Annotated in this window: 25 protein-coding genes, 1 tRNA gene and 1 riboswitch; of the genes, 10 read left to right on the plus strand and 16 right to left on the minus strand. The window is 74.2% G+C overall.

All coding sequences use genetic code 11. The features are described from left to right. Window positions 1-120: 120 nt before the first annotated feature. Both ACP7BI_RS13070 and ACP7BI_RS13075 read right to left on the minus strand, forming a co-directional pair. The gene (locus ACP7BI_RS13070) at window positions 121-567 is read right to left on the minus strand and encodes a GNAT family N-acetyltransferase (protein ID WP_021010787.1); all 447 of its coding nucleotides are present in this window, start codon (window positions 565-567) and stop codon (window positions 121-123) included. A 71-nt stretch (window positions 568-638) separates the two neighbouring features. Then, window positions 639-1622, minus strand: a complete 984-nt coding sequence (locus ACP7BI_RS13075) for a 1-phosphofructokinase family hexose kinase (RefSeq protein WP_425847059.1) — start codon at window positions 1620-1622, stop codon at window positions 639-641. 120 nt (window positions 1623-1742) lie between these two features. On the opposite strand from ACP7BI_RS13075, the gene ACP7BI_RS13080 reads away from it, so the two are divergent. The 3 genes from ACP7BI_RS13080 to ACP7BI_RS13090 all read left to right on the plus strand — a co-directional run bounded on the left by ACP7BI_RS13080 (window position 1743) and on the right by ACP7BI_RS13090 (window position 4341). After that, on the plus strand, window positions 1743-2432 hold the full coding sequence (locus tag ACP7BI_RS13080) for a hypothetical protein (protein WP_425847062.1): 690 nt from the start codon (window positions 1743-1745) through the stop codon (window positions 2430-2432). Window positions 2433-2480: 48 nt separating this feature from the next. Next, entirely contained in the window at window positions 2481-2672 is a 192-nt protein-coding gene (locus tag ACP7BI_RS13085; RefSeq protein WP_425847065.1) for a hypothetical protein, read from the plus strand. A 121-nt stretch (window positions 2673-2793) separates the two neighbouring features. Then, window positions 2794-4341, plus strand: coding sequence for a DNA polymerase Y family protein (locus tag ACP7BI_RS13090; RefSeq protein ID WP_425847068.1), 1548 nt, complete (start codon window positions 2794-2796; stop codon window positions 4339-4341). 232 nt (window positions 4342-4573) lie between these two features. On the opposite strand, the gene ACP7BI_RS13095 is transcribed toward ACP7BI_RS13090, so the two are convergent. After that, on the minus strand, window positions 4574-5332 hold the full coding sequence (locus ACP7BI_RS13095) for a TVP38/TMEM64 family protein (protein WP_425847071.1): 759 nt from the start codon (window positions 5330-5332) through the stop codon (window positions 4574-4576). Window positions 5333-5464: 132 nt separating this feature from the next. Between ACP7BI_RS13095 and ACP7BI_RS13100 the strand changes: the two genes are divergently transcribed. After that, window positions 5465-8857: an error-prone DNA polymerase gene (locus ACP7BI_RS13100; protein ID WP_425847074.1), complete on the plus strand. Its 3393-nt coding sequence runs from the start codon at window positions 5465-5467 to the stop codon at window positions 8855-8857. A 6-nt stretch (window positions 8858-8863) separates the two neighbouring features. Here the strand turns inward: ACP7BI_RS13100 and ACP7BI_RS13105 are convergent, their stop codons facing one another. The 4 genes from ACP7BI_RS13105 to ACP7BI_RS13120 form a co-directional block, all read right to left on the minus strand. Further along, a complete protein-coding gene (locus ACP7BI_RS13105; RefSeq protein WP_425847077.1) occupies window positions 8864-9151 on the minus strand; it encodes an amidohydrolase family protein in 288 nt (95 codons plus the stop codon). A gap of 226 nt (window positions 9152-9377) precedes the next feature. Then, window positions 9378-10229 (minus strand): formyltetrahydrofolate deformylase, encoded by an 852-nt coding sequence (gene purU, locus ACP7BI_RS13110; protein WP_425847080.1) that lies wholly within the window; start codon window positions 10227-10229, stop codon window positions 9378-9380. A 27-nt stretch (window positions 10230-10256) separates the two neighbouring features. Beyond that, on the minus strand, window positions 10257-10556 hold the full coding sequence (locus tag ACP7BI_RS13115) for a hypothetical protein (RefSeq protein WP_425847082.1): 300 nt from the start codon (window positions 10554-10556) through the stop codon (window positions 10257-10259). Window positions 10557-10575: 19 nt separating this feature from the next. Then, window positions 10576-10875 (minus strand): DivIVA domain-containing protein, encoded by a 300-nt coding sequence (locus tag ACP7BI_RS13120; protein WP_425847084.1) that lies wholly within the window; start codon window positions 10873-10875, stop codon window positions 10576-10578. A gap of 35 nt (window positions 10876-10910) precedes the next feature. Here ACP7BI_RS13120 and ACP7BI_RS13125 point away from each other — a divergent pair, with 35 nt between their 5' ends. Further along, window positions 10911-12140, plus strand: coding sequence for an MFS transporter (locus tag ACP7BI_RS13125; RefSeq protein ID WP_425847087.1), 1230 nt, complete (start codon window positions 10911-10913; stop codon window positions 12138-12140). 9 nt (window positions 12141-12149) lie between these two features. On the opposite strand, the gene ACP7BI_RS13130 is transcribed toward ACP7BI_RS13125, so the two are convergent. Continuing rightward, window positions 12150-13040, minus strand: coding sequence for a LysR substrate-binding domain-containing protein (locus ACP7BI_RS13130; RefSeq protein ID WP_425847090.1), 891 nt, complete (start codon window positions 13038-13040; stop codon window positions 12150-12152). Window positions 13041-13190: 150 nt separating this feature from the next. Here ACP7BI_RS13130 and ACP7BI_RS13135 point away from each other — a divergent pair, with 150 nt between their 5' ends. Further along, window positions 13191-16769 (plus strand): bifunctional proline dehydrogenase/L-glutamate gamma-semialdehyde dehydrogenase, encoded by a 3579-nt coding sequence (locus ACP7BI_RS13135; RefSeq protein WP_425847092.1) that lies wholly within the window; start codon window positions 13191-13193, stop codon window positions 16767-16769. Window positions 16770-16889: 120 nt separating this feature from the next. On the opposite strand, the gene ACP7BI_RS13140 is transcribed toward ACP7BI_RS13135, so the two are convergent. Both ACP7BI_RS13140 and ACP7BI_RS13145 read right to left on the minus strand, forming a co-directional pair. After that, a complete protein-coding gene (locus tag ACP7BI_RS13140) occupies window positions 16890-17405 on the minus strand; it encodes a DinB family protein (protein WP_425847094.1) in 516 nt (171 codons plus the stop codon). Between the two features lie 165 nt (window positions 17406-17570). Continuing rightward, window positions 17571-18341 (minus strand): SDR family NAD(P)-dependent oxidoreductase, encoded by a 771-nt coding sequence (locus ACP7BI_RS13145; RefSeq protein ID WP_425847096.1) that lies wholly within the window; start codon window positions 18339-18341, stop codon window positions 17571-17573. Window positions 18342-18457: 116 nt separating this feature from the next. Next, a riboswitch (ZMP/ZTP riboswitch) is annotated at window positions 18458-18536 on the plus strand. A gap of 38 nt (window positions 18537-18574) precedes the next feature. On the opposite strand from ACP7BI_RS13145, the gene glyA reads away from it, so the two are divergent. Both glyA and ACP7BI_RS13155 read left to right on the plus strand, forming a co-directional pair. After that, the gene (gene glyA / locus ACP7BI_RS13150; RefSeq protein ID WP_425847098.1) at window positions 18575-19906 is read left to right on the plus strand and encodes a serine hydroxymethyltransferase; all 1332 of its coding nucleotides are present in this window, start codon (window positions 18575-18577) and stop codon (window positions 19904-19906) included. Continuing rightward, on the plus strand, window positions 19903-20790 hold the full coding sequence (locus ACP7BI_RS13155; protein WP_425847100.1) for a bifunctional methylenetetrahydrofolate dehydrogenase/methenyltetrahydrofolate cyclohydrolase: 888 nt from the start codon (window positions 19903-19905) through the stop codon (window positions 20788-20790). Before glyA ends, ACP7BI_RS13155 begins: the two co-directional genes overlap by 4 nt. A gap of 341 nt (window positions 20791-21131) precedes the next feature. On the opposite strand, the gene ACP7BI_RS13160 is transcribed toward ACP7BI_RS13155, so the two are convergent. Together ACP7BI_RS13160 and ACP7BI_RS13165 are read right to left on the minus strand one after the other, a co-directional pair. After that, the gene (locus tag ACP7BI_RS13160; protein ID WP_425847102.1) at window positions 21132-21626 is read right to left on the minus strand and encodes an SRPBCC domain-containing protein; all 495 of its coding nucleotides are present in this window, start codon (window positions 21624-21626) and stop codon (window positions 21132-21134) included. 55 nt (window positions 21627-21681) lie between these two features. After that, a complete protein-coding gene (locus tag ACP7BI_RS13165) occupies window positions 21682-22221 on the minus strand; it encodes a gamma carbonic anhydrase family protein (protein ID WP_425847105.1) in 540 nt (179 codons plus the stop codon). A 30-nt stretch (window positions 22222-22251) separates the two neighbouring features. Here ACP7BI_RS13165 and ACP7BI_RS13170 point away from each other — a divergent pair, with 30 nt between their 5' ends. Together ACP7BI_RS13170 and ACP7BI_RS13175 are read left to right on the plus strand one after the other, a co-directional pair. Next, entirely contained in the window at window positions 22252-22635 is a 384-nt protein-coding gene (locus ACP7BI_RS13170; RefSeq protein ID WP_425847108.1) for an A1S_2505 family phage non-structural protein, read from the plus strand. A 26-nt stretch (window positions 22636-22661) separates the two neighbouring features. Further along, window positions 22662-22735: transfer RNA gene (locus ACP7BI_RS13175), tRNA-Leu, on the plus strand. A 28-nt stretch (window positions 22736-22763) separates the two neighbouring features. On the opposite strand, the gene ACP7BI_RS13180 is transcribed toward ACP7BI_RS13175, so the two are convergent. Genes ACP7BI_RS13180 through ACP7BI_RS13195 form a run of 4 tightly spaced genes read right to left on the minus strand, consistent with a single transcriptional unit; the run spans window position 22764 to window position 26861 of the window. Further along, a complete protein-coding gene (locus tag ACP7BI_RS13180; protein WP_425847111.1) occupies window positions 22764-23597 on the minus strand; it encodes a glycosyltransferase family 2 protein in 834 nt (277 codons plus the stop codon). Continuing rightward, window positions 23594-24583 (minus strand): glycosyltransferase, encoded by a 990-nt coding sequence (locus tag ACP7BI_RS13185; protein ID WP_425847113.1) that lies wholly within the window; start codon window positions 24581-24583, stop codon window positions 23594-23596. The genes ACP7BI_RS13180 and ACP7BI_RS13185 overlap by 4 nt, the downstream gene beginning before the upstream one ends. Next, window positions 24580-25671: a glycosyltransferase family 4 protein gene (locus ACP7BI_RS13190; RefSeq protein ID WP_425847116.1), complete on the minus strand. Its 1092-nt coding sequence runs from the start codon at window positions 25669-25671 to the stop codon at window positions 24580-24582. The genes ACP7BI_RS13185 and ACP7BI_RS13190 overlap by 4 nt, the downstream gene beginning before the upstream one ends. Next, window positions 25668-26861 (minus strand): glycosyltransferase, encoded by a 1194-nt coding sequence (locus ACP7BI_RS13195; RefSeq protein WP_425847118.1) that lies wholly within the window; start codon window positions 26859-26861, stop codon window positions 25668-25670. The genes ACP7BI_RS13190 and ACP7BI_RS13195 overlap by 4 nt, the downstream gene beginning before the upstream one ends. Window positions 26862-26869 lie beyond the last annotated feature (8 nt).

The following is a 26869-nucleotide window of genomic DNA, read 5'->3' on the forward strand; positions in this document are numbered from 1 at the left end:
AGCGTTAGCGTGGGACACGAGGACCTCCGTTGGTCGGTGAAGGGTTGAACAACTCCACTCAACCCGCGGGGGTCCTCCTCACGCCACCACCCGATGCACCAAGGTCATGACCGGGTACAGCTAGAGCGTCTTGCGGCCGATGGCCTCGCCGTACTCGTTCTCGCCGATGACCTCGAAGCCGACGGCCTGGAAGAACTTGCCGGGGCCGAGGTCGCCCTCCTCCCACACCGCGAAGAGGTGCTCGAAGCCGAGCCGCTTGGCCTCCTCGGCGACCTGCTCGACGGTGTAGCTGCCGACGCCGCGCCGCTGCGCGTCGCCCGCGACGTACATCCGCAGGATGCTCGAGCGGTACTCCTCGCGGTCGACCTCGGGGTCGAAGTTCGCCATCACGAACGCGACGGGCTCGTCGCCGTCGAAGACGACGCGCTGCCACGCGCTCTGGGTGTTGACGAACTCCTCGAGGCGCGCGTTGGCGGCGAGGAAGGCCTCCTGGCCGCGCTTGAGCGTCATGCCGTTGGCAGCGACGATGTTGGCGGCGTTGAGCTCTTCGAGGCGCAGAGTCGTCATGGGCACACCGTACCAGCGCGATGCCGGGGGCCGAATGGGCGTTGGATGCACGCTCGGAGTCGGCTGGGTGCTCAGCCGATGGGCGTGATGCGGATGCGCTCGGCGAGCTCGGCGGGATCGGCGATCGAGCCGGCCTGCGCGTCGAGCACCGCGGCCGCCGACCACGCGGTCGCGCGGGCGAGCTGCTCCTCGAGCGTCGCGCCCTCGCCGAGCGCCCCAGCGAGCGCCGCCACGGCGGCGTCGCCCGCCCCGGTCGGGTTGCCGTCGAGCACGTGGTCGAGCGCGGCGTGCCACGCGCGTCCGTCGGGCAGCACCGCGAGCATCCCCTCGATGTCGAGCGACGCGAAGACGGTGCCGGTGCCGAGCGCCGCGAGCCGGCGGGCGGCGTCGAGCGGGTCGGTGCCGCCCATCGCGTCGAAGAGCTCGTGCCGGTTGGGCTTGACGGCCGTCGCGCCCGAAGCCATCGCGTGCCGCAGCTGCTCGCCGCCGACGTCGACGATCACCGGGCGACCGGCGGCGAGGGCGATGTCGACGACGGATGCGCAGAAGCGGTCGGGCGTGAGCGGCGGGAGCGAGCCCGACGAGACGACGACGCGCGCGGCGGGCGCCTCGGCGCGCACGATCTCGAGCACGCGCGCCCAGTCGCCGTGGTCGATCGGCTCGCCGGTCTCGTTGAGGTTGGTGGTGCCGGCGAGGGTGACGATCGCGGTCGTGCGCCGCGTGGGCGCCGAGACCTCGACGAGTCGGTGGGGGATCCCGGAGCGGTCGAGGTCGTGCACGAACAGCGACTGCACGGGGCCGCCGACGGGGGCGACGACGATCGCGCGGCCGCGCTGCTGGTGCAGCACGCGCGCGACGTTGACGCCCTTGCCGCCCGCGCGCGCGAGGCCCGTCGGCACGCGGTGGCTCGAGCCGGGCCGCAGGTCGTCGATCGTGTAGGTGATGTCGATCGCGGGGTTCGTCGTGACGCACAGCACGGGGGCGTCGGCGGCGGTGTCGGCGGTGCGTGCGAGGTTGACGGATGCGTCGTCGGGGTGGGGAGCGTCGGTCGCCATCCGGCCTCCTCGTCGCGGGTCGCAGGGCTCAGCGGACTCGGATCGATCTTCGCATGGAGCACGGCCGCCGACACGCCGCAGGCGGTTGACCGGTTCGAACACACGTTCGAGAATGGGGGGATGAGGATGGCGACCACGAGGCTCGAGCGCCGCTCGGGCGAGGAGCGCACCGCGACGATCGAGGCGCTCCGCGAGCGGCTGCGCGGCATGCAGCAGGCCGTGCCCGCGACTGCGCCGACGGTCGACGAGTCGGCGCCCGCGGGGCTCGACGAGGTCGTCCGGAGCCTCCGCCCCGGTGCCGCCCACAGCATCCAGTCGCGCAGCCTCGCGCTCGCGTGCCTCGGCGCGGCGCTGCCCGACGGCGCGTGGGGCGCGATCGTCGGCATGCCCGACCTCGGCATCGAGGCGGCCCGCGACCTCGGCGTGCCGATCGACCGCATCGCGCTCGTGCCGCAGCCGGGCCGCGCGTGGCTCGACGCGGTCGCGAGCCTCGCCGAGGCGATGCCGGTCGTGCTCGCCGCCTCGCCCGCGCGCGTGACGCCCACCGAGGCCGCGCGCCTCGCGGCGCGGCTGCGGCAGGCCTCCTCGACGCTGCTCGTCGTCGGGGAGTGGCCGAACGCGGCGACCGTCGTGCGGAGCGTGCGCGCCGAGTGGCAGGGCCTCGCCGACGGCGACGGACGGATCGCCGCGGGCAGCCTGCTCGTCGAGGCGGCCGCGGGCGGCGCGCCCCGCAGGGCGCGCATCCCGATCGCGGGTCGGCCGGCGGTCGAGCTCGAGGAGGAGCAGTCGCTGCGCCTGCCCGCTGCCTGAGGAGGGACAGCCTGCCGGCCGCCCCGCTGACAAAGCACTGAGAGATCTTTGCTGTCTGGCGTCGACGCCGACGAGCTGGCCGACGCCAAGACGGATCGCGCGGTGGCGGCCGTGGCCGCCGACGCGACGACGGCGATGCTGTCCCGCACGGGTGGCAGCGCTGGCGAGATGCTGCCCCCGGCGCTCGCCCTGCTCGCAGCGGGTGCGCTCCTGCTGCTGCGCCGCCGCGCGGTGAGCTGAATCGAGCGGGGGCGCGGGGCGCGCGAGCCGCGTCCCGCACCTTTGCATGCCCGCACTCGATCGCGGCCGCGACACACCGCATCCGCTTGACGCTGATCGAACGTGTGTTCGATCATGAGGTGTGACGATCGAGACGAAGAGCGAGACCGGAGCGCGGGTGCGCGGCGGCCGCGTCGGCGTGCTCCAGGTGCCCGACTGGTCGGTCGTCGTCGCGCGCCAGACCGGCGCGCTGCCCGCGGGCGGCGAGCAGGGGTCGCCCGGCGCGATCGTGCACGCGCTGCGCGTCGTCGCGTGCGACGCCGAGGCCCGCGTCGACGGCGTGCGAGTGGGGATGCGGGTGCGCGACGCCCAGGGCGCGTCGCCGATGCTCGCCCTCGCGCCCGCCGACCCGGTCGGGGAGGCGCTCGCCTTCGAGCCCGTCGTGCGCGCGGTGCTCGCGGTCGTGCCGACGGCGCAGCCGATCGGCGACGGGGCGCTCGCGTTCCGGATGCGCGGGGCGAGCCGGTTCTACGGCTCCGAGTCGCGCGCGATCGAGGCCGTGCGCGGCGCGCTCGCCCCACTCGGGCTCACGGCGAGCTTCGGCGTCGCCGACGACCGCTTCTCGGCGGAGCTCGCCGCGGGCGCGGGTGCTGAGACGATCGTGCCGGCGGGCCGCAGCCGCGAGTTCCTCAGCAGCCTGCCCGTCGGCGTGCTCGGCGACGACGAGCTGCCGAGCATGCTGCACCGGCTCGGCGTGCACACCCTCGGCGGCTTCGCGCAGCTGCCCGACGCGAGCGTGCGCGACCGCTTCGGCGAGGCCGGGCTCGTGGCGCTCGCGAGGGCGCGCGGGCTCGACGACCGGCGCGTCGACGACAGCGGCCTCGGCGAGGAGCGAGTGCTGCGGCTCGCGTTCGAGCCGGGCATCGAGGGCGTGCACGAGCTCGCGCTCGCGGTGCGCGAGCCGGTCGAGCGCTTCGTGCGGCAGCTCGCCGAGCAGCGGCTCGTGTGCAGCGAGATCCGCATCGTCATGCGCGGCGAGGAGGGCCGCGTGAGCGAGCGGCTCTGGCGGCAGCCGGGGTTCCTGCGCGCGGGCGACATCGTCGACCGGATGCGGTGGCAGCTGGGCGAGAGCGAGCTCGGCTCGGCGCTCGTCGAGGTGCAGGCGCTCCCCGAGCGGCTCGACGCCGACGTCGAGCACATGCCGGGGCTGTGGGGCGGCGGCGACATCGACGACCGCACGAAGCACGCGCTCGAGCGGCTGCAGGGCATGCTCGGCCGCGAGGCGGTGCTCACCGCGAGGCCCGGCGGCGGGCGGCTGCTCGCCGAGCGCGGCGTGCTCACGCCGTGGGGCGATGCGCCCGCGCCGCAGGCCGCGGGGCCGTGGCCGGGCGCGCTCCCGCCGCCGCGGCCCGCGGTCGTCTTCCGGCCGCCGCTGCCCGTGCGGCTGCTCGACGCGGCCGGCGAATCGGTCGATGCCGCCGCCCTCGACGAGCGGCAGGGGAGCCCCGCCGCCTTCTCGCCCCCCGCATCCGCCCGCCGTCGCGTGGTCGCGTGGGCGGGGCCGTGGCCGATCCGGCGCCGCGAGCTCGGCGACGTCGTGCACCGCGTGCAGATCCTCGACGGCGAGGGGGAGGCGTGGGTGCTGCTGCACGCAGATGACGGGTGGCTCGCGGAGGGGCGCTACGCCTAACGGCACTCGGCACTCGGCACTCGGCACTCGGCGCTCGGCACTCGGCGCTCGGCACTCGGCGCTCGGCACGTCGCACCGATCCGTTGCGGACCCCTTCCATCGAACGGGACCCGATCTATCGGGTCCCGTTCGCGGGACGGGGTCCGTGAAGAAGAGGGATCGCAAGGCAGCCGGCGAAGGGGCCCAGCGCGGGGGTTTCGACTCGCTCAGCCGCCCTCGGCGGCGGAGCGGCTCAACCAGCGGAGGTGTCGGAGGGATCAGGCTCGCCCGGCAGCGAGTGCTCGGCCTTGCCGCGCCACGATCGCCACGCCCAGATCGTGAAGGCGAGCACGACCGCCCACGCGATGACGACGACCGCGCCCGACCAGAACGACGGCGCCGCGATGAAGGCGCCGATCGAGACGAGCGAGACCTGCCCCGGCACGGAGGCCACGAGCGAGGCGATCGAGAACACGCGGCTCGGCACGCCGAGCGCGCCGGCGCCGTAGTTGACGGGCCAGTAGGGCATGCCCGGCATGACCCGGAGCGTGAACACGGCCGCGAAGCCGCTGCTCTCGTCGAGCCGGTCCTCGAGCTTCTCGGCGTGCCGGCCGAGCAGGCGCATGACGGTCGTGCGGCCGACCGCGCGCGCGATCCAGTAGGCGCCGATGCTGCCGATGACGGCGCCGACGACCGAGAGCAGGCTGCCCGCCAGCACGCCGAACAGCAGTCCGCCGACGAGCGCCATGATCGTCACCGGGATGGGCGTGAGCGCCACGACGGCGTAGGCGGCGACGAAGACGAGCCAGCTCCACCAGCCGAAGCCCTCGATCTGCGCGCGGAGGTCGTCGAGGTCGGGCAGCCGCACCGTCGCCGCGATCCAGATGATCGCCACGACGACCGCGACGAGCGCGGCGACGCGGAGGATCGTGCCGCGCCGTGCACCGCGCCGGGTCGCCCGCGCACCGTCGCGGTCGGCGTCGGAGCGACCGGGAGCGCGCGTGGCAGACATGCGGCAAGCCTAGGGCGGGGCGATCGGGCGACCGGTGGGAGCCGTGGCGCTCGTGGGCGGGGACGGGTAGCATTCGAATGTACGTTCGAACGAGGTCGAAGCCTCGACGACACGCGGGAAGGAGGCGCGCCGATGGGCTGGAACAACCCCGCGATGCCGTGGCGCGAGCTCGAGGGCATCCTCTCCGACCGCGACGTCAGCGCCGGTCGCACGCCGCACGCGCGCGACCTCGACGAGGCACGGCGCCGGCGCGTGCGCGTGCCGCAGCCCGGCGCCGTCACGCCCTACGCCGAGCTGCACGCGCACTCGCACTACTCGTTCCTCGACGGCGCCGCGAGCCCCGCCGAGCTCGTCACCGAGGCGCGCCGGCTCGGCCTCGAGGCGCTCGCGCTCGTCGACCACGACGGGCTCTACGGCGCGGTGCGCTTCGCCGAGGCCGCCGCCGAGGCCGAGCTGCCGACCGTCTTCGGCACCGAGTTCTCGATCGGCCTCGACGAGCCGCAGAACGGCGTGCCCGACCCGGGCGGCAGCCACCTCGTCGCGCTCGCGACCGGCCCCGCCGGCTACACGGCGCTCGCGACCGCGCTCACCGACGGCTACCTCGCGACCGACGCGAAGGGCGCGCCGGGCGAGAAGGGCCGGCCCGTCTTCGAGCTCGAGCGGCTCGCCGAGACGGCGGGCGGCGAGTGGATGATCCTCTCTGGCTGCCGGAAGGGCGCCGTCCGGCAGGCCCTCGGCGAGGCCGACCCGGAAGGGGCGGATGCCGCGGGTCGCGAGCTCGACCGGCTCGCGTCGCTCTTCGGCCGAGACCGCGTCGTGGTGGAGCTGAGCGACATCGGCGACCCGCGCGACTTCGAGCGCAACCGGGCGCTCACCGCGCTCGGCGAGGCGCGCGGCATGCCGGTGATCGCGACGACGAACGCGCACATCGCGAGCCCCGCGCAGCAGCGGCTCGGCGACGCGGTCGCGGCGGTGCGGGCGCGCCGCTCGATCGACGAGCTCGACGCGTGGCTGCCGGCGGGCGGCGTCCCGTCGCTCCGCGCGGGCGACGTCATGGCCCGCCGCTTCCGCCGCTTCCCCGGCGCGATCGACACCGCCGCCGCCCTCGGTCGAGAGCTCGCCTTCGACCTGCGCGCCGCATCCCCTCGTCTCCCCCGAGTGCCGGTGCCCGAGGGGCACTCGCCCATGAGCTGGCTGCGCGCGCTCGTCGCCGAGCGGCTGCCGCGCGTCTACGACGTCGACGGCGCGGGCCGCCCGAGCGCGGAGGTCGCGGCGCGGCTCGAGCACGAGCTCGGCCTCATCGATCAGAAGGGTTTCGCCGGCTACTTCCTCATCGTCTTCGAGATCGCCGACTTCGCGCACCGGCAGGGCATCCTCTGCCAGGGCCGCGGCAGCGCGGTCGCGAGCGCGGTGTGCTTCATCCTCGGCATCACCGCCGTCGACCCGATCCGCTACAAGCTGCCGTTCGAGCGCTTCATCTCGATGATGCGCGAGGAGGAGCCCGACATCGACATCGACTTCGACGCGGGCCGCCGCGAGGAGGTCATCCAGCACGTCTACGAGCGCTACGGGCGCCGGAACGCCGCGCAGGTCGCGAACGTCATCACCTACCGGCCGAAGTCGGCGGTGCGCGACGCGGCGAAGGCGCTCGGCTACGCCGTCGGCCAGCAGAACGCGTGGTCGAAGTCGGTCGAGTCGTACTCGAAGCCCGACGTCGACGGGATGCCCGAGGACGTCGCGCTGCTCGCCGCCGAGTTCCTGCACGCGCCGCGCCACCTCGGCATCCACTCGGGCGGCATGGTGCTCACCGACGAGCCGGTCGGCTCGGTGTGCCCGATCGAGCCGGCGCGCATGCCGGGCCGCACGGTGCTGCAGTGGGACAAGGACGACTGCGAGTGGATGGGCCTCGTCAAGTTCGACCTGCTGGGCCTCGGCATGCTCGGCGCCATCTCGCACACGCTCGAGCTCGCGCGCGAGCAGCTCGGTGAGGACTGGTCGATCGCGTCGATCCCCGCCGAGGAGGCGGGCGTCTACGACATGCTGTGCGAAGCGGATGCGGTGGGCGTGTTCCAGGTCGAGTCGCGCGCGCAGATGGCGACCCTCCCTCGCCTCAAGCCGCGCTGCTTCTACGACCTCGTGATCGAGATCGCGCTCATCCGCCCCGGTCCCATCCAGGGCGGCGCGGTGCACCCCTACATCCGCCGCCGCACGGGCGCCGAGCCGGTGAGCTACCCGCACGAGCTGCTCATCCCCGTGCTCGAGCGCACGCTCGGGGTGCCGCTGTTCCAGGAGCAGCTCATGCAGATGTCGGTCGCGGTCGGCGGCTTCGACGCCGCCGAGGCCGATCAGCTGCGGCGCGCGATCGGCTCGAAGCGCTCGCGCGAGCGCATCGAGGCGCTCAAGGCGAAGCTCTTCGCCGGCATGGCCGCGAACGGCGTCGACGACGCGACGGCCGAGTCGATCTACCGCAAGATCGAGGCGTTCGCGGGCTTCGGCTTCGCCGAGTCGCACTCGCTCGCGTTCGGCAAGCTCGTCTACTCCTCGTCGTGGCTCAAGCTGCACTACCCGGCGGCGTTCCTGGCGGGGCTGCTGCGCAGCCAGCCGATGGGGTTCTGGTCGCCGCAGACGCTCGTGAAGGATGCGCTGCGGCACGGGGTCGAGACGCTGCGCCCGTGCGTGGTGCGCTCGGCCGCCGTCGCGGGCCTCGAGCGGCACGGCGAGCGCCGCCCCGGCCGGGACGCGTGCCTCGAGCGCGAGCAGCCGCCCGTGCCGCCCGTGGCCTCGGAGTCGCTCGCGATGCGCGACCGGCATCGCCGCGACGCGGGCTTCGCGGTGCGGATGGGGCTCGCGAGCGTCGCGGGCGTCGGCGAGGCGGCGGCCGAGCGCATCGTCGCCGCGCGGGAGGCCGCGCCGCTGCGGGACATCCACGACCTCGCCCGCCGCGCCGATCTCGACCGCGGCGAGCTCGAAGCGCTCGCGACCGCCGGCGCGCTCGACGCGCTCGGCGTCAGCCGCCGCGAGGGGCTGTGGCTCGCGGGCCCCGCGTCGACCGAGCGGGAGGATCAGCTCGAGGGCTCGCAGCTCGTCATCCAGCCGCCGCTGCTGCCGATGCTCTCGGCCTCCGAGCAGGTGGCGCTCGACATCTGGTCGACGGGTGTCGCGACCGACGACCACCCGGTGCGGCACGCGCGCGCGATGCTCGACGCGCGCGGCGTGCTGCCCATCGAGCGGCTCGCCGACGCCGAGCCCGGCCGGCGCGTGCAGACGGCGGGCATCGTCACGCACCGGCAGCGGCCGAGCACGGCGCAGGGCGTGACCTTCATGAACCTCGAGGACGAGACGGGGATGCTCAACGTCATCATCTCGAAGGGGCTGTGGGCGCACTCGCGGCAGGTCGCGCGGCACTCGCCCGCCCTCATCGTGCGCGGCATGCTGCAGCGCACGCCCGAGGGCGTCATCGCGGTGCTCGCCGACCGGCTCGACCGCTTCGAGGTGCCGAGCCCCGGCTCGCGCGACTTCTCCTGACGGCCGTCAGGCGATCCGCACGCCCGAGCGCCACACGCCGGCGACCTCGAGCCGCTCGTCGAGCGCGACGAGGTCGGCCGTCGCGCCGACCTCGACGCGGCCGAGGTCGCCTCGGCCGATGGCGTCCGCGGGCACCCCCGACGCCGCGTCGAGCGCCGCCTCGAGCGGCGCGCCCGCCTCGACGAGCACGCGCACGGCGCGGTCGAACGCGAGCGTCGAGCCCCCGATCGAGCCGCCGTCGGCAAGCCGGGGGAGCCGCTGCTCGACGCCGTGACGAGCGAGACGGCCTGCCATGTCGCGCCGTGCGCGGCACGTCGACGTCGACCGCTCGCGGCGGCGCTCCCCGGCCGACCGCGGTGATGACGCCGCCCTCGTGCTCGAGGCACGCATCCGGCACGAGCTCGCCCTCGAGCAGCACGATGCGCCCGCACCAGCACGCTCACTCCGCCAGCGTACGGCGCGTCTGCGATGCATGCGCGCGAGTTCACTCCGCCCAGCAGCAGACCGATGCCGGCGCGGGTCAGCGGAAGATGATCGTGCGCTGCCCGTCGAGCAGCACGCGGTCCTCGGCGAACCACTGCACGGCGCGCGAGAGGGTGCGCGACTCGACGTCCTGCCCGATCGCGACGAGCTGCGCGGGGCTCTGCGTGTGGTCGACGCGCTCGACGTTCTGCTCGATGATCGGGCCCTCGTCGAGGTCGCTCGTGACGAAGTGCGCGGTCGCGCCGATGAGCTTCACGCCGCGCGCGTGCGCCTGCCGGTAGGGGTTCGCGCCCTTGAAGCCGGGCAGGAACGAGTGGTGGATGTTGATGAGCCGGCCCTCGAGCGCCGCGCACAGCTCGGGGGAGAGGATCTGCATGTAGCGCGCGAGCACGACGAGCTCGACGCCGTCCCGCTCGACGACCTCGAGCACCCGCCGCTCGAACGCCGCCTTCGAGTCGGGGTCGACGACCGGCGCGTGCTCGAACGGCACGCCGTAGAACGCGGCGAGGCCCGCGAGGTCGGGGTGGTTCGACATCACGAGCGGGATGTCGACCGAGAGCTGGCCGGCCCGCTGGCGGAAGAGCATGTCGTTGAGGCAGTGGGCTGCCTTCGAGACGAGCACGAGCGTCTTGAGCGGCCGGGCGACGTCGTCGAGCTGCCACTGCATGCCGTAGCGCTCGACGACGGGTGCGAGCTGCACCTCGAAGTCGCTGCGCTCTGCCTCTGCCTCGACCTGGAGGCGCATGAAGAAGCGGTCGGTGTCGGCGGAGGAGAACTGCTGCGACTCGGTGATGTTGCCGCCGCACGCCACGATCGCGCCGGTGATGGCGTGGACGATGCCGGGGCGGTCGTCGCAGACGATCGACAGGATCCAGTGGTTGGCGCTCATCCGCTCGATCCTACGAGCAGCGGCGACTCACTCGGGCCGCGAGCCCTCCGGCCACTCGGGCTCGGGGAGCGCGTCGGCGACGAGGTCGAGGAGCGCGTCGACGTCGGCCGTGCGGTAGCGCGCGCCGCTCAGCGCGATCGTGCCGGGCAGCGAGACGGCGCCCGCGATCACCTCCGCGAGCGCGGCCTCGCCGGCTGCCGACTCGGGCGCGGCGGCGAAGGCGACCACTCGCGCGCGCCACGCGTCGACCGCGGGAGCTGGGTAGCCCGGCTGCCACGCGCTCGCGGAGTGCAGGGGCACGGCGGTGATCGCCTCGGTGGTCAGCACAGGGCAAGCGTAGGCGCGCCTACGCGCTTGCGGGGCCCCGGAGCGCCGCGGCCTCGAGCGCGCGGAGCGCCGTCTCGGCGCGGTCGAGGAAGTCGTCGACCTCGAGCTGCGCGTAGCCCTCGCGGAGCGTCGTGGTCGCGAACCGCTGGGCCGAGACGTCCACGGCGAGCACGTCGATCCCGTCGCCGTCGCCCTCGGCGTAGGCGCGCAGCGTCGTCGCGACGCGGTCGAGGAAGTCGTCGACGTCGTCCATGTCGTAGCCGGGCCCGAACCGGGTGGTCGCGAAGCGGGCGGAGATGACGTCGTCGGCGGTCAGCACGGGCCGATGCTATCGGCGGCATAGGCTTGCCGGTCGTGAGCGAGCAGTCGACGACCGCGGCGGGGAAGGCCGCAGACCGCTTCCCGACCGCCGCGCTCGCGGTGCTCGCGCTCGCCGTCTTCACGAACATCTCGGTCGAGATGCTGCCGATGGGCCTGCTGCTGCCCATGAGCCGCGAGCTCGCCGTGAGCGAGGGCGCGATCGGCCTGCTCGTGACGATCTTCGCCTTCACCGTCGTCGCATCCTCGACCACGCTCATCCGCCTGACCCGACGCATCCCCCGTCACTTGCTCGTCACCACCGTGCTCGTGGTGTTCGGGCTCAGCTGCTTCGGCTCGGCGCTCGCGCCCGACTACGCGTGGTCGGTCGCGTTCCGCGTCATCGGCGGCATCGTGCACGGCATCTTCTGGACCGTCGTCGGCGCCTACGCCGCCTACCTCGTCAAGCCCCACCAGCTCGCGCGCGCCGTGGCGATCACGTCGGCGGGCGGCTCGTTCGCATACGTGCTCGGGCTGCCGCTCGCGACGTTGCTCGGACAGCTCATCGGCTGGCGCTGGTCGTTCGCGCTCTTCGGCGCCGTGTGCCTCGGGGTCGCGCTCGCGGTGTGGCGGCTGCTTCCGCCCGTCGACCACTTGCGCGACCGCGCCACGACCTCGACCGGCTCGATCGCGCTGCCCGACCCCGAGCCGGGCAAGAGCGTGCGCGGCGTCGCGCTCGCGATCCTGTCGACGACCGTGGTCATGCTCGGCCACTACGCGCTGTACACATACGTCTCGCCGTTCCTCGTCGACCATGCGGGCGTGCCGGAGTCGTGGCTCTCGGGCGCGCTGTTCGGCTACGGCCTCGTCGGCATCGCGGCGGTGCTCGCGATCGCGCTGTGGCTCGGCAAGCGGCCGACGGCGGCGACGCTCGCGATGCTCGTCGGCGGCATCGCGGCGATGCTCGCGCTCGGGCTCTCGCAGCACGTCGTGCTCACGGTCGCCGCGGTGCTGCTGTGGGCGTTCTCGCTCGGTGCCCTGCCAGCGCTGCTGCAGACGCGGCAGCTGCAGGCGACGCCCGAGCGGATGCTGCAGCAGGCGACCGCGTGGTACACGACGGGCTTCAACGTCGGGATCGGCGCGGGAGCCCTGCTCGGCGCCTTCGTGCTCGACTCGATCGGTGTCGGCGCGCTGCCGTGGGCGCTGCTCGCCGGGCTCACGATCGCGCTCGTGCTCGTCTCGAGCGACGTCGCGCTGCACCGCCGCGACCTCGCGCGCGTGCGCTGACGCCGCGGGTCACTCCAGGCCGGCGGGCACCGCGGCGGCGAGCGCCGATCGCACGGCGGCGATGGCAGGGTTGCCGTCCGAGGCGGTGCGCGCTGCGGTGAACACCTCGCGGCGCGGCGCGCCCGGCAGCTCGACGATGCGGAAGCCGACCCGGGTGCCGACCCACGTGAGGTCGTTCATGACGCCGACCGCGTGCCCGGTCTCGATGAGCCGCATCTGCGCCTGCAGGTCGGCGGTCGCGAACCGCACGTCGGGCTCGAAGCCCGCGACCCGGCACTGCTGCTCGCCGAAGTGCCGGGAGGCGGCGCCCACGGGCTCCATGACCCACGCGTGCCCGGCGGCATCGGCGAGCCGTTCGATGGCGGAGTCGGGCGGCACCGCGAGCCGCAGGGCATCGGTCGTCAGCAGCTGCCGGTCGAGGCCCGCGTGCTGCGGCGCGGCGTGCCCCGGGTACTGCTCGGCGACGACGAGGTCGAAGTCGCCGACGAAGGTGTCGTAGAGCGCCGTCTCGGGCTCGCGCTGCACCATCTCGACGCGCACCTCCGGCGCCTCCTCGGCGAGGATCCGCAGCATGTGCGGCACGAGCCCGAGCGCCGCCGACTGGAACACGGCGATGCGCACCGTGCCGACGGGGCGGCCGAGCGACGCGGCGACGGCGCGCTCCGCGGCCTCGAGGCCGGTGAGGATGCCTTCGGCGTGCTGGGCGAGGAGCTCGCCTTGCGGGGTGAGCGCGAGCCGCCTGCCCTGCTTGCGCGTGAGCGGGACGCCGACCTCGCGCTCGAGCGCGGAGAGCTGCTGCGAGACGGCGCTCGGCGCGTAGGCGAGCGCGGTCGCGACCGCGGCGATCGTGCCGCGCAGGCGCAGCTCCCGCAGGAGCCGCAAGCGCCGGACGTCGAGCATCGGGACCCTCCGGGAAGCATCGTGGAACACGACGGGTATTCGTCGTGAACCGTCACTGTACGCGACGGTTGCGCGGGCGCATACTGGCCGCAGCGTGCCATCGCACGCACCATCACGCGAGCCGCACGACGGCAGAGGGAGGGCAGCCGCATGGACGCAGCAGCCACCGACAGCACAGCGACCACGACCACGACTGCCGAGCGGCACGACGCGGTGGAGCCGAGCACGGGCGTCGAGGCGACCGAGCTCGAGCAGCTCCGGGCGCTCGCACCGGCCATCGTCGCGCAGGTGCGCACCTGGCTCGAGGCGGCCGAGCGCATCCCCGCCGACGCGAGCGCCGAGCAGCTCGCGGGGGTGCTCCGCGACCCGAAGGGCCTCGACTTCGCCGTGCGCTTCGTCGACGGCGTCGTCCGCCCCGAGGACGTGCACGTCGCCGCGCAGACGCTCCGCGAGATCGGCGGCATGGCGCCGGGCTTCCTGCCCTGGCCCATGCGGCAGGCGCTCAAGCTCGGCGGCGGCGTCGCCCCGCTCGCCCCGCACGTCGTCGTGCCGATCGCTCGGCGCGTGCTGCGCGAGATGGTCGGCCACCTCATCATCGACGCGACCGACGCCCGCCTCGGCAAGGCGATCGAGCGCATCCGCGCCACCGGCGCCCGCTTGAACGTCAACCTCCTCGGCGAGGCCGTGCTCGGCGACCGCGAGGCGAAGCGCCGCCTCGACGGCACGCTCGCGCTCATCGAGCGCCCCGATGTCGACTACGTCTCGATCAAGGTCTCGGCGACGACCGCCCCGCACCAGCCGTGGGCGTTCCAGGAGGCCGTCGAGCACGTCATCGAGCGGCTGCTGCCCCTCTACCGCCGCGCGGCCGCGACCGGCACCTTCATCAACCTCGACATGGAGGAGTACAAGGACCTCGAGATGACCATGGCGGTCTTCACGCGGATCCTCGAGGCGCCGGGCCTCGAGCAGTACCGCGGCGGCATCGTGCTGCAGGCCTACCTCCCCGACGCGCTGCCGGCGATGCAGCGCCTGCAGGCGTGGGCCGGCGAGCGCGTCGCCGCGGGCGGCGCGCCCGTCAAGGTGCGGCTCGTCAAGGGCGCGAACCTGCCGATGGAGCGCGTCGAGGCGTCGCTGCACGGCTGGCCGCTCGCGACCTGGCACACGAAGCAGGACAGCGACACGCACTACAAGCGCGTGCTCGCGTGGTCGCTCACGCGCGAGCGCATCGCGAACGTCGAGCTCGGCGTCGCCGGCCACAACCTCTTCGACGTCGCCTTCGCGTGGCTGCTCTCGAAGGAGCGCGGCATCGAGCGCGGCCTCGACTTCGAGATGCTGCTCGGCATGGCGCAGGGCCAGGCCGAGGTCGTGCGCCGCGACGTCGGCGGGCTGCTGCTCTACACGCCCGTCGTGCACCCGAGCGAGTTCGACGTCGCGATCGCCTACCTCATCCGCCGCCTCGAGGAGGGCGCGAGCCGCGAGAACTTCATGTCGGCCGTGTTCGAGCTCGCGCGCGACGAGCCGCTCTTCGAGCGCGAGCGCGACCGCTTCCTCGCCTCGCTCGACGCGCTCGCGGCGCCCTCGCCGACGACGCACCGCACGCAGGACCGCACGGCGGTGACGACGGCGGATGCGGTCGACGCCCCCGAGCGCGGGTTCCGGAACGCTCCCGACTCCGACCCGTCGCTGCCGGCGAACCAGGCGTGGGCCGCGGGCATCCGCGAGCGCGCGAAGGCGTCGGAGCTCGGCGTCGACCTCGTCGAGGCGGCGACGCTGCGCGAGGCGGCCGAGCTCGACGCCACGATCGAGGCCGCGATCGAGGCGAACGCCGCCTGGCGCGCGCTCTCGGGCGACGAGCGCGCCGAGATCCTGCACCGCGCGGGCCGCGAGCTCGAGGCTCGCCGCGCCGAGCTCATGGAGGTCGCGGCGGCCGAGGCCGGCAAGACGCTCGACCAGTCCGACCCCGAGGTCTCCGAGGCGATCGACTTCGCCCACTACTACGCCGAGCGGGCGCGCGACCTCGACCGCGTCGACGGCGCCGTCGCGGTGCCCTCGCGGCTCATCGCGGTCACGCCGCCGTGGAACTTCCCGATCGCGATCCCCGCGGGCTCGACGCTCGCGGCCCTCGCCTCCGGCGCATCCGTCATCGTCAAGCCCGCGCGCGCGACGGCCCGCACGGGCGCCGTGATGCTCGACGCGCTGTGGGCGGCGGGCGTGCCGCGCGAGGTGCTGCACTTCGTGCAGTTCGCCGACCGCAGCCTCGGTGACCAGCTCATCGGCGACCCGCGCGTCGACCGCGTGATCCTCACGGGCGGGTTCGAGACCGCCCAGGCCTTCCGACGCATCCGCCCCGACCTCGACCTGCTCGCCGAGACGAGCGGCAAGAACGCGATCATCGTGACGCCCTCGGCCGACTTCGACCTCGCGGCGAAGGACATCGTCGCGAGCGCGTTCGGCCACGCGGGGCAGAAGTGCTCGGCGGCGTCGCTCGCGATCCTCGTCGGCCAGGCGGGCCGCTCGAAGCGCCTGCACAGCCAGATCGTCGACGGCGTGCGCTCGCTCGACGTCGGCTACCCGTGGGACGCCGACAGCCAGATGGGCCCGATCGTCGCGCCCGCTGAGGGCAAGCTGCTCGAGGGGCTCACGACCCTGGGCGAGGGCGAGTCGTGGATCGTCGAGCCGAAGCAGCTCGACGAGAGCGGCAAGCTGTGGAGCCCGGGCCTGCGCGCCGGCGTGCAGCGGGGGAGCGAGTACCACCGCACCGAGTACTTCGGGCCGATCCTCGGCATCATGCGCGTCGAGACGCTCGAGGAGGCGATCGAGCTCGTCAACGACGTCGACTACGGGCTCACGTCCGGCATCCACTCGCTCGACCCCGACGAGATCGGGCAGTGGCTCGACACGGTGCAGGCGGGCAACCTCTACGTCAACCGCGGCATCACCGGCGCGATCGTGCAGCGCCAGCCCTTCGGCGGCTGGAAGCGCTCGGTCGTCGGCCCGACCACGAAGGCCGGCGGGCCGAGCTACCTCTTCCCGCTCGTCGACTGGCGCCCGGCCGAGGCGCGCGAGACCGCGCCGATCGAGCTGCCGGCGGTGCAGGCGATCGTCGACGCCGTCGAGTCGCTCGTCAAGGCGTCGGATGCGTCGGTGACGGCCACGGCGCCAGCCTCGTTGACAGCAGAGGAGGCGGCGGCGCTCCGGCGCGCGGCCGGCTCCGACCAGCACGTGTGGGCGGCCGAGCTCGGCGTCGCCGAGGACGTGCAGCGCCTCTCGGCCGAGCGCGACATCCTGCGGCACCTGCCGATGCCGGGCGTGACGATCCGGCTCGCCGAGGGCGGGCGCGTCGCGCAGCTCGCGCGCTCGGTCGTCGCGGCGCTCCGCGCGGGCGCTTCGGTGCGGGTGTCGACGGCGATCGAGTCGGCGCCCGCGGTGCGGGCGGCGCTCGCGGCGGCGGGCGTGCCGGTGACGGTCGAGGACGACGCGGCCTTCCGCCGCTCGGCGCAGCGGCTCGAGCAGGGTCGCATCCGCTACCTCGCGGCCGACGACGCGGTGGCCGCCGGTGTGCGGGCGCTCGCGGAGGCGGTCGAGGGCCGCCCCGACCTCGCGATCGTGTCGCACCCGGTGACGGAGGCGGGCCGCGTCGAGCTGCTGCCGTTCCTGCGCGAGCAGGCGATCGCGATCACGGCGCACCGCTTCGGCACGCCGAACCACCTCACCGACCACCTGATCTAGGCGCCGCTGACAGGCGACCTGGACCCCACATCGGCAGCGGGACCCGAGAACTCGGGTCCCGCTGCCGGCCTCGGGTCCGGATCGATCGGCGGCGAAAGCGTCGCGGTGGGGAGCGGCAGGTCAGAGCACGAGGTGCTGGCGGCCGTCGATGAGCTCGCGGGCCGCGTCGAGGTGGCCGGCGTGCGTCGCCGCATCGAGGATGACGTGCAGCAGCACCGCCTCGAGATCGGCGAAGCGCTCCGCCGGCCAGTCGGGCTCGCGGTGCCGAGGCGAGGCGTCGAGCGGCAGCTCGGCGAGGATCCGGTCGGAGCGCGCGATCGCGTCACGGTACTCGGCGAGCACGGCATCCGTCGACTCGTGCGGCTCGACGCGCCAGTCGGCGGGCCGGCCCTCGTCGAGCTCCGGCCGATCGGCGGGCCAGTAGTCGAGCGGCTCGCCCGCCATGACGGTGTGCAGCCAGTAGCGCTCCCCGCCGAGCGTCACGTGGCGCACGAGCCCGATCGGCGACCAGCCCGATGGCAGCACGGCCGCTCGCAGCTGCGCGTCGCTCAGGCCGTCGACCGCGGCGAGCACATGCCGCCGCTGCGCGTCGAGCGCGCCGAGCAGCAGCGAGCGGGAGCGGTCGCCGTCGTCCATGCGCTGATCCAAGCACGCCCGAGCATCCGCCAGCGCGCCCTGGCGCCGTCGATGCGAGCGGACACGGACCCCTTCTCGGCAGCGGGACCCGAGATCTCGGGTCCCGCTGCCGAGAAGGGGTCCGCCGAGCGCCTCCGCCGGAGCGCCCGGCGGCAGGGGAGGTGCTCAGCCCGCGGCCCAGCCCCCGTCGTTCGGGATGATCGCGCCGTTGACGTTCGAAGCGGCATCCGACGCGAGGAACGCGGCGAGGTTCGCCTGCTCGATCGGCTCGGCGTTGCGGAGCGCGCCCTGGTGGATCGGCCCGAGCGCGGCGAGGCCATCGTGGTCGATGCCGCGCTGCACGTCCTCGGTCATGACGTTGGTCGCGACGCCGCCCGGGCAGATCGCGTTCGCGCGGATGCCCTGCTTGCCGTACATGTAGGCGGTGTTGCGCGTGAGGCCGACGAGCCCGTGCTTCGAGGCCGTGTAGGCCGCGCCCGCCGCGGCCCCGCGGATGCCCGCGGCGCTCGAGACGTTGACGATCGAGCCAGAGCCCTGCGGCAGCATGACCTTGAGCGCCGCTCGCGTCAGGTAGAACGGCGCGTCGAGGTTCACGCGCATGATGCGGTCCCACAGCGCATCCTCGACGTTCGCGGCGCCCGCGAAGTGGTCCATGATGCCCGCGTTGTTGACGAGCACGTCGAGCCGCCCGTAGCGCTCCACTGCCGCTGCGACGACCGAGTCGGCGACGGCGACGTCGCCGATGTCGCCGATCATGGCGGATGCGGTGCCCCCGGCCCCCTCGATGCTCGCGACGGTCTCGTCGGCGGTCTGGGCGATGTCGCTCACCACGACCTTCGCGCCGAGCTCGGCGAACAGCTGGGCGGTGGCGCGGCCGATGCCGCTGCCGCCGCCGGTGATGACGGCGACCTTGCCGGTCAGATCGATGACGCTCATGCAGTGCTCCTTCTTCGTCGGACTGGTCGCGCCAGCATCCGGCCGCGAGCACTGCCTTGTCAACGAACTTCCCTCACCCCACGCATCCGTCGTCGCCATCCGCGCGCGGGTACGATGGGAGCGGCCGTGACTGGCGCAATGGTGGAGCACCACCGGGGAGCGGCCGAGCAGCCGCCGCGCGCCTGGGCATCCGAACCAGCGACGCGCGCCAGCGCCCCAGCGAAGGAGCAACCGTGACCGACCGCCTGCCCTCCACGTTCAACTCGCCGCTCACGGAGGTCGATCCCGAGATCGCCGCGGTGCTGCAGCTCGAGCTCGACCGCCAGCGCGACTACCTCGAGATGATCGCGAGCGAGAACTTCGTGCCCGTCGCGGTGCTCGAGGCCGCGGGATCGGTGCTCACGAACAAGTACGCCGAGGGCTACCCGGGGCGCCGCTACTACGGCGGCTGCGAGCACGTCGACGTCGCCGAGTCGCTCGCGATCGAGCGCGCGAAGGCGCTCTTCGGCGCCGAGTTCGCGAACGTGCAGCCCCACTCGGGCGCGACCGCGAACGCGGCTGTGCTGCATGCGATCGCCCGCCCGGGCGACACGATCCTCGGCCTCTCGCTCGACCACGGCGGCCACCTCACGCACGGCATGAAGATCAACTTCTCGGGCCGCCTCTACGACATCGTCGCCTACGGCGTCGACGAGGCCACGAGCCGCGTCGACATGGACGAGGTGCGCCGCCTCGCGCAGGAGCACAAGCCCAAGGTCATCATCGCCGGCTGGTCGGCCTACCCGCGCCAGCTCGACTTCGCCGCCTTCCGCGAGATCGCCGACGAGGTCGGCGCGCTCCTGTGGGTCGACATGGCGCACTTCGCGGGCCTCGTCGCCGCGGGCCTCCACCCGAACCCCGTGCCGCACGCGCACGTCGTCTCGTCGACCGTGCACAAGACGATCGGCGGCCCCCGCTCGGGCTTCATCCTCACGAACGAGGCCGACATCGCGAAGAAGCTGAACTCCGCGGTCTTCCCCGGCCAGCAGGGCGGCCCGCTCATGCACGTCATCGCCGCGAAGGCGACCGCGTTCAAGCTCGCGGGCTCCGAGGAGTTCAAGGAGCGCCAGGAGCGCACCCTGCGCGGCGCGCGCATCCTCGCCGAGCGCCTCATGCAGCAGGACGTGCGGGATGCGGGCATCACCGTGCGCTCGGACGGCACCGACGTGCACCTCGTGCTCGTCGACCTCCGCGACGCCGCGATCGACGGCAAGCAGGCCGAGGACCTCCTGCACGACATCCGCATCACCGTCAACCGCAACGCGGTGCCGAACGACCCGCGCCCGCCGATGGTGACGAGCGGCCTCCGCATCGGCACGCCCGCGCTCGCGACGCGCGGCTTCGGCGACGAGGAGTTCACCGAGGTCGCCGACATCATCGCGCTCGCGCTGCTGCCGGAGGCCGATGCGGATGCGCTGCGCGCGCGGGTGGCGAAGCTCGCCGAGGCGTTCCCGCTCTACCCTGGCGTCGGTCCCTCCGGGCAGCCGGAGGCGGTGCACGAGCTCGGCTCGAGCGTCGACCGATGACGGCGCGGGTCCTGGACGGCAACCGCACCGCGGCCGCGATCAAGGACGAGCTGCGCGAGCGCGTCGACGTGCTGCGCGGCAAGGGCGTGACGCCCGGGCTCGGCACGCTGCTCGTCGGCGACGACCCGGGCAGCCAGTCGTACGTCAAGGGCAAGCACCGCGACTGCGCCGAGGTGGGCATCGAGTCGATCCGCGTCGATCTGCCCTCGAGCGCGTCGAGCGCCGACGTCGAGGCCGCGATCCGCGACCTCAACAGCGCGCGCGAGGTGACGGGCTACATCATCCAGCTGCCGCTGCCGGCGGGGCACGACGAGCACGCGATGCTCGGGCTCATGGACCCGGCGAAGGATGCCGACGGCCTCCACCCCGAGAACCTCGGGCGGCTCGTGCTCGGCGTCGACGGCCCGATCGAGTCGCCGCTGCCGTGCACGCCTGCGGGCATCGTGCAGATGCTGCGCCGGCACGACATCGAGATCGCGGGCGCGACGGTCGCGATCGTCGGCCGTGGGCTCACCGTCGGCCGCCCGCTCGGGCTGCTGCTGACGCGCAAGGGCATCGACGCGACCGTGACGCTCTGCCACTCGCGCACGCCGGATCTCGCGGCGCAGGTGCGGGAGGCCGACATCGTCGTCGCGGCGGTCGGCGTGCCGGGGCTCATCAAGGCTGACTGGGTCAAGCCCGGCGCGGCCGTGCTCGACGTGGGCATCACGCGCGGGCTCTCGGCCGAGACCGGCAAGGTCAAGCTGCTCGGCGACGTCGACCCGGGCGTGCGCGAGGTCGCCGGCTGGATCTCGCCCGTGCCGGGCGGCGTCGGCCCGATGACGCGCGTCATGCTGCTCGACAACGTCGTGCAGATGGCGGAGAAGGCGGCCGCCTCGCGGTAGGCGCGAGCCTCTTCCGCTCGTCGAGTAGGGCCGCAGGCCCGTATCGAGACGGGAGCGACGTGGTCTCGATACGCCCGACCTGCGGTCGGGCTACTCGACCAACGGGAGGGGCGGCGGCTGCTCGACCAACGGGAGGGGCGGCGGCTACTCGACCAGCGGGGAGGGGCGCGGGCTACTCGACCAACGGGAGGGGCGGCGGCTACCCGACCAGCGGGGAGGGGCGGCGGCTGTTCGACCAGCGGGAGGGGCGGCGGCTGCTCGACCAGCGGGAGGGGCGGCGGCTGCTCGACCAGCGGGAGGGGGCGGCGGCTGCTCGACCAGCGGGAAGGGAGTGCCCGCCGTCAGCGCGTGTACGCCTCCCGCAGCGCCGGGTAGTAGTCGTCCCACTCGGGCATCGGCTGCCCGCCGAGCGCGGCGACGAGCCGGTCGAGGTACCACTCCCAGCCGGGTCCGATGTCGGGCAGCGCCGCGAGCGCGACGTCGTGGTGCGTGAAGCGCACGGTCGTGCCCGAGCCCTGCTCGTGCCCGCCGTCGATGAGCTCGACCTCCAGGCTCCACGAGCCGTGCTCGTCGTGCGTGCGCACCGCGAGGTGCTCGGGCGCGGCGCAGTCGAGGATCTCGACCGCGATCGTCGCGTCGCCTTCCTCGGCGCTCATCGAGACGACCACTTCACCCGAGTCGGGGTCGCCCGCGTAGCCGCCGAACCACATCCCGAGCTCGCGCGCTTCCGCGAAGTACGGCCAGACGGCGAGCGCGTCGTGCGCGACGCGGCGCTCGAGCACGAGCTCCGCGCTCTCGCCGTGCTCGGTCACGGTGCCCGTCGCCTCGATCGCCATGCCGCTCCCTCCGGTCGGGCCGAGCCTACGCATCCGCCCGCTCCGCACGCCAGAGCTACGACCGACCGAAGGCGTCGACGTAGAGGCGGATGCGCTCCGAGTAGGTCGAGGCGTTCCTCGCGATCGCGCGCCGCTCGTCCTCCGTCGTCTCGCGGCGCACCCTGCCCGGCACGCCCGCGACGAGCGAGTTCTGGGGGACGACGGTGCCCTCGGTCACGAGCGCGCCCGCGGCGATGATCGTGCCGCTGCCGATGTGCGCGCCGTTCATGACGGTCGCGTGCATGCCGATGAGCACGTCGTCGTCGACGGTGCAGCCGTGCACGACCGCGTTGTGCCCGAGCGAGACGCGCGCGCCGATCGTGAGCGGCGAGCCCTGGTCGACGTGCAGCGAGCAGCTGTCCTGCACGTTCGAGTCGTCGCCGATCGTGACGGCCTCCTCCTCGGCGCGCAGCGACGCGCCGGGCCAGATGCCGACGCGCTCGCCGAGCGAGACCGCGCCGGCGATCACGGCGCCGGGCATCACGAGCGCGCTCTCCGGCACGCGAGGCTCGCGGTCGGGCAGCGGGATGATCGTGGCGCGCTCGTGGACGGTCATGGCGTCAGGGTAGCCGCGTACCGTAGGGGCATGCGCACGTCGCCGAACAGGGTCGAGTCCCTCGAACCGCAGCAGGTCTTCGTCTTCGGCTCGAATGCCGAGGGGATGCACGGGGCCGGTGCCGCGCGCACGGCCGTGGAGCGCTTCGGCGCGGTCTGGGGCGAGGGCCACGGCCTGCACGGGCAGTCGTACGCGATCGACAGGATGAGCGGCCTCGGCGTCATCGAGCGCGAGGTCGCGACGTTCCTCGGCTTCGCCGCCGAGCATCCCGAGCTCGAGTTCCTCGTCACCGAGATCGGCTGCGGCATCGCCGGCTTCACGCCCGAGGAGATCGCGCCGCTCTTCCGCGGCGCGGGAGACAACGTGCTGCTGCCCGAGCGCTTCGCGGCCGTGGTCGAGCGGGGTGCCGACTAGCGTTGGAGCGGGCGCAGAGCGCCCTCGCCCCCGTAGCCCAACCGGCAGAGGCAGCGGACTTAAACTCCGCGCAGTCTGGGTTCGAATCCCAGCGGGGGCACGCGGATGCGTGGCATAGGCCGCGCGCGTCAGTCCCGCGGGGTGCGCCGGTAGTCGCCGCTCGCGGTGCGCTCGACGAGCCCCTCCCGGGCGAAGGCGTCGAGCCAGCCCCGCATCGGCCACGCACCCCAGCGGGCGCGGAAGACCGCGCCGTTGCGCAGGATCGCGTCGAGGTGGCGCCGCGGCGGGTCCTCGATCGGGTGGTGCTGGTGGTAGGCCCGGGCGCTCCCGACCCACGCCATCGGGATGCCGCGCTCCCGCGCCGTCCACGCGAAGTCGGTGTCCTCGCCGCCGTAGCCGACGTAGCCCTCGTGGAAGCCGCCGATGCGGCGCCAGGTGCCTGCGGTGAGCGCGAACGACAGCGACCAGAACAGGTCGTGCGTGCCGCCGAGCACGACCTCGCCGGGTGCCGGCGCGGGGCGTGCGGAGTGCGGCCGGTCGAGCGAGGGGAGCCGGTCGAGGTCGTAGCCGGTGGGCGGCGGGGGATCGAGGTAGGTGACGGGGCCCGAGAGCAGGCGGCCGCTCGTCTCGGGGGCGGCGGCGGCGCGCGCGTAGGCGTCGACGAGCCCGGGCGCCGGCAGGCAGTCGACGTCGAGCAGCACGAGCACATCAGCCCCGGCGTCGAGCGCCGCTCGGGCGCCGAGGTTCCGGGCGCGCGCGAGCGGCAGCCCGTGCTCGTCGCCGTCGGTCTCGACGACGCGCACGTCGCCCGCCTCCCGCGCGGCGCTCGCGAGCGACGGGTCGTCCATCGTGACGAGGATGCGCTCATCCGGCCGGCGCTCGGAGCGCTCGAGCGCGGCCTGCTGCAGTGCCCAGTGGTCGTGCCGCCCGTGGGCGATCGTGATGACGGCGACGCGAGTCATCGCGCAGCCCCTCGATCGGCCGCGGCGGCGATCACGGCGGCGGCGCGCTCGGCGCCGCGGCCGTCGTTCCACACCCGCCATGCGCCGCCGTCGAGCGCGGCCGCGCGCTCGAGCAGTGCGGACCAGCCAGACGCGGGCCAGTCGCCCACCACGATCGCGGGCCACCGCTCGTCGGCGAGCACCGCTGCCGTGGAGCGCTGCTCGTCGTGCGGCCGCTCCTGCGGGATCACGATCGCGGCTCGACGCGCGGCGGCGACCTCGGCGATCGCGCTCTCGCCCGCGTGGGTGACGACGACGGATGCGCCCTGCAGCGCCGACCACGGATCGTCCGTCCACGACCCGTTCGCGCCGAGGTGCGTCCATGCCCACTCGGGAGCCTCCTCGCGGGCGCGAGCGACCGCATCCGCTGTGAACGTGTCGCCGCCCGCGCCGCCGAGCACGACGACCCGTCGGGGCGCCCCCCGGGCTGGGGCCTCGATCGGCGCGAACCGGGAGATCGCCCCCACGGCGCGCACGCGCGAGCCGAGCTCGGGCGACCCGCGGAGCGGCGAGGCCTCCGGCGGCCAAGCGCCGATGACCGCAGCGGAGATCGCGTAGCCGAGCTCGTGCGCGGCATCGTCGCGGAGCCCGGGCATCGCGACGGTGACGACCGGCACGCCGTGCAGGCGCGCGAGCAGCGCGACCTCGACCGAGACATCGACGACGAGCGCCGCCGGGCGGCGCTCATCGATCCACCGGGCGATGCGCGCCATGCGGGCGCGGAGCCCCGGGTGCTGGAGCGGCACCCAGTGCAGGCGGCCGTGCGCGTCGGCGTCGAGGGCCGCGCCGTCGGGATCGTCGGCGGGCAGCTGCACCCACTCGCCGGGCCAGTCGGGCGGCGCCGGCAGGCTCGAGAGCCCCGTGACCGGCCGGTCGAGCGCCGTCGCGATGGCGGTCGCGCGCGAGAGGTGGCCGCGCCCGTGGTGGTGGATGTAGCAGCCGATCACGCCGCGCGCCGCTCGTCCGCGAGCGACGCGTAGCAGCGCTCGTAGGCGTCGACCATGGCTTCGATCGAGCAGTGGGCGACCGCGTGCGCGCGCGTCTCGACTCGCGAGAGCCCGCTCGCCTCCCGCATCGCCCGCGCGAGCTCGGCGGCGTCCTCCGTCTGGCACAAGCGGCCGCTCTCGGGCGAGATCACCTCGGTGAGCCCGCCGCGCGCGAGCGCCGCGACCGGCGTGCCCGTCGCCATCGACTCGGCGGCGACGAGGCCGTACGGCTCGTCCCACGACGGCGTCACGACGGTCACCGAGGCCAGCCCGACGCGCTCGACGAGCGCCTCGGAGCCGAGGTGGCCGAGGTAGCGGATGCGCGGGCCCCCGTCGCGCGCGCCGAGGTGCGGGGCGACCTCGGCGTCGAAGTACGCGTCGTCGAGCACGGGGCCCGCGAGGTCGAGGGGCATGCCCGCGAGCTGCGCCGCCCGGAGCGCGAGGTGCGGCGCCTTCTCGGGCACGAGCCGGCCGAACCAGATCGCCGGCCCGCCGCCGGGACCGGGCTGCCACCGCGCGGTGTCGACGCCGTTGAGCACGACCGAGGCGCGCACCGAGTCCTGCCATTGCCGCGCGGTGAAGCCGCTCACCGCGACGAACCGCGAGCGCTCGGAGGCGTAGGGGAGCGCCGACTCGAGCCACGGCGTCGGCGGCGTGTGGAGCGTCGTGAGCATCGGCACCTGGATCGCGCTCGACATCGCGACCGGCAGGTGGTGGAGCGAGTTGTTGTGGATGACGTCGAAGCGGTCGGCGCCGCTCGCGGCGAGCTCGAGGCACAGCGCGAGGTAGGCGTGGTGCTCCTGCATCCACTGGAGCGGCGGCGCGCCGATGTCGCGGCGCGCGCCGGGCGAGGGCTCGAACGGCTCGGCGATGAGCGTCTCGGCGCCGAGCGCGGGGTCGGATCCCTCGCCGGCGAAGAGCGTCACCGAGTGCCCGCGCTCGATGAGCGCGCGCGTGAGCGCGTGCGTGTGCGCCTCGAGCCCGCCGACGAACGGCTCGGCGACCGGGAAGCGGCTCGAGGCGATGAGGCAGATGCGCAGCCCGCTCACCGCACGAGCTCTTCGTAGAGCCGCGCGTGCGCGCGGGCGACGGCGTCGCGCTCGGCGACGCGGTCCTCGATGCGCGCGGGAGGCGGCGAACCCGCGGCATGGGCGGCGAGCGCGGCCGCGCGCAGCGAGTCGGGGTCGAAGCCGTCGTCGCTGTTGCGGTACTCGAAGACGGGCCCTTGCTCGCGGTAGTAGCCGCAATCGGGCGCGATGACGGCCGTGCCGAGGTCGCGGCACGCCTCGAGCCAGCCCGAGTGCGTGCCGAAGCGGTACGGCAGCACCGACACGTCGAGCGATGAGAGGTACGCCCAGAGCGCCGCGTCGTCGAGGAAGTCGTGCACGTGCAGCTCGAGCAGCCCCGCCGCGGCCTGCTGCTCGAGGAGCTCGGCGAGCGGCCGGTCGTACCGCTCGCCCGGTCGCAGCACGTCGGTGTGGCCGTTGACCTGCAGCACCGCGCCCGGCAGCTCGCGGACGATCTCGCTCAGCGCGCGGATGACAGGCAGCGGGTTCATGCTCGCGCGCAGGCTCTTGACGTGCACGCCGATCCGGAACGGATCCCCGGCCGATCTCGGACGGCGAGCGGATGCCGTGCGCATCGTCTCGAGGTCGACGACGTGCGGGTGGGGGAGCACGAGCGCCTCGACGCCCCAGCGGCGACGGAGCTCGGCCGCGGCTCCCGGCGTGAGGGTGACGAGCGCATCCGCCGCGGGCACGAGCACGTCGAGCTGCGCATCGTGCGCGTCGCGGCTCTCGTGGTGCGGGTTGCGGAGGTCGTGCACGGTGTAGACGAGCGGGCGCCCCGTCTCGCGCAGCGCCTCGACGAGCTCCTCGAGCTGCGCGGGCGTGCGGGCGTCGAAGCCGAACTGCAGGTGCATGACGTCGAACTCCGGATGCGCGCGCACCCAGGCGGGCTCGAGCATCGTCGGCGGCCACCACTTGGCGCCCGCGGGTCTCGCGGGGTCGTCGGGATCCGGGTCGGCGAGCCGCTCGATGCGCGGCTCGTCGTCGTCGTCGTGCACCGGCGCGAGGTGGTGCACGTACACGTGCGAGGCGGGCACCGAGGCGACGCGGATCGTCCGGCGATCCGCTCGCAGCCCGGTCGCGACCTCCCCGGTCGTCGACCCCGTCACCGCTCCCGTCCCCGCCCGCACCAGCGTCACCCCCGCCATCCCGCGCACCTGCGCTAGGAGCATCCTCGATC

This window comes from Agrococcus sp. TSP3-2-1 (assembly GCF_049897585.1).
In the GTDB taxonomy this organism is placed as follows: domain Bacteria; phylum Actinomycetota; class Actinomycetes; order Actinomycetales; family Microbacteriaceae; genus Agrococcus.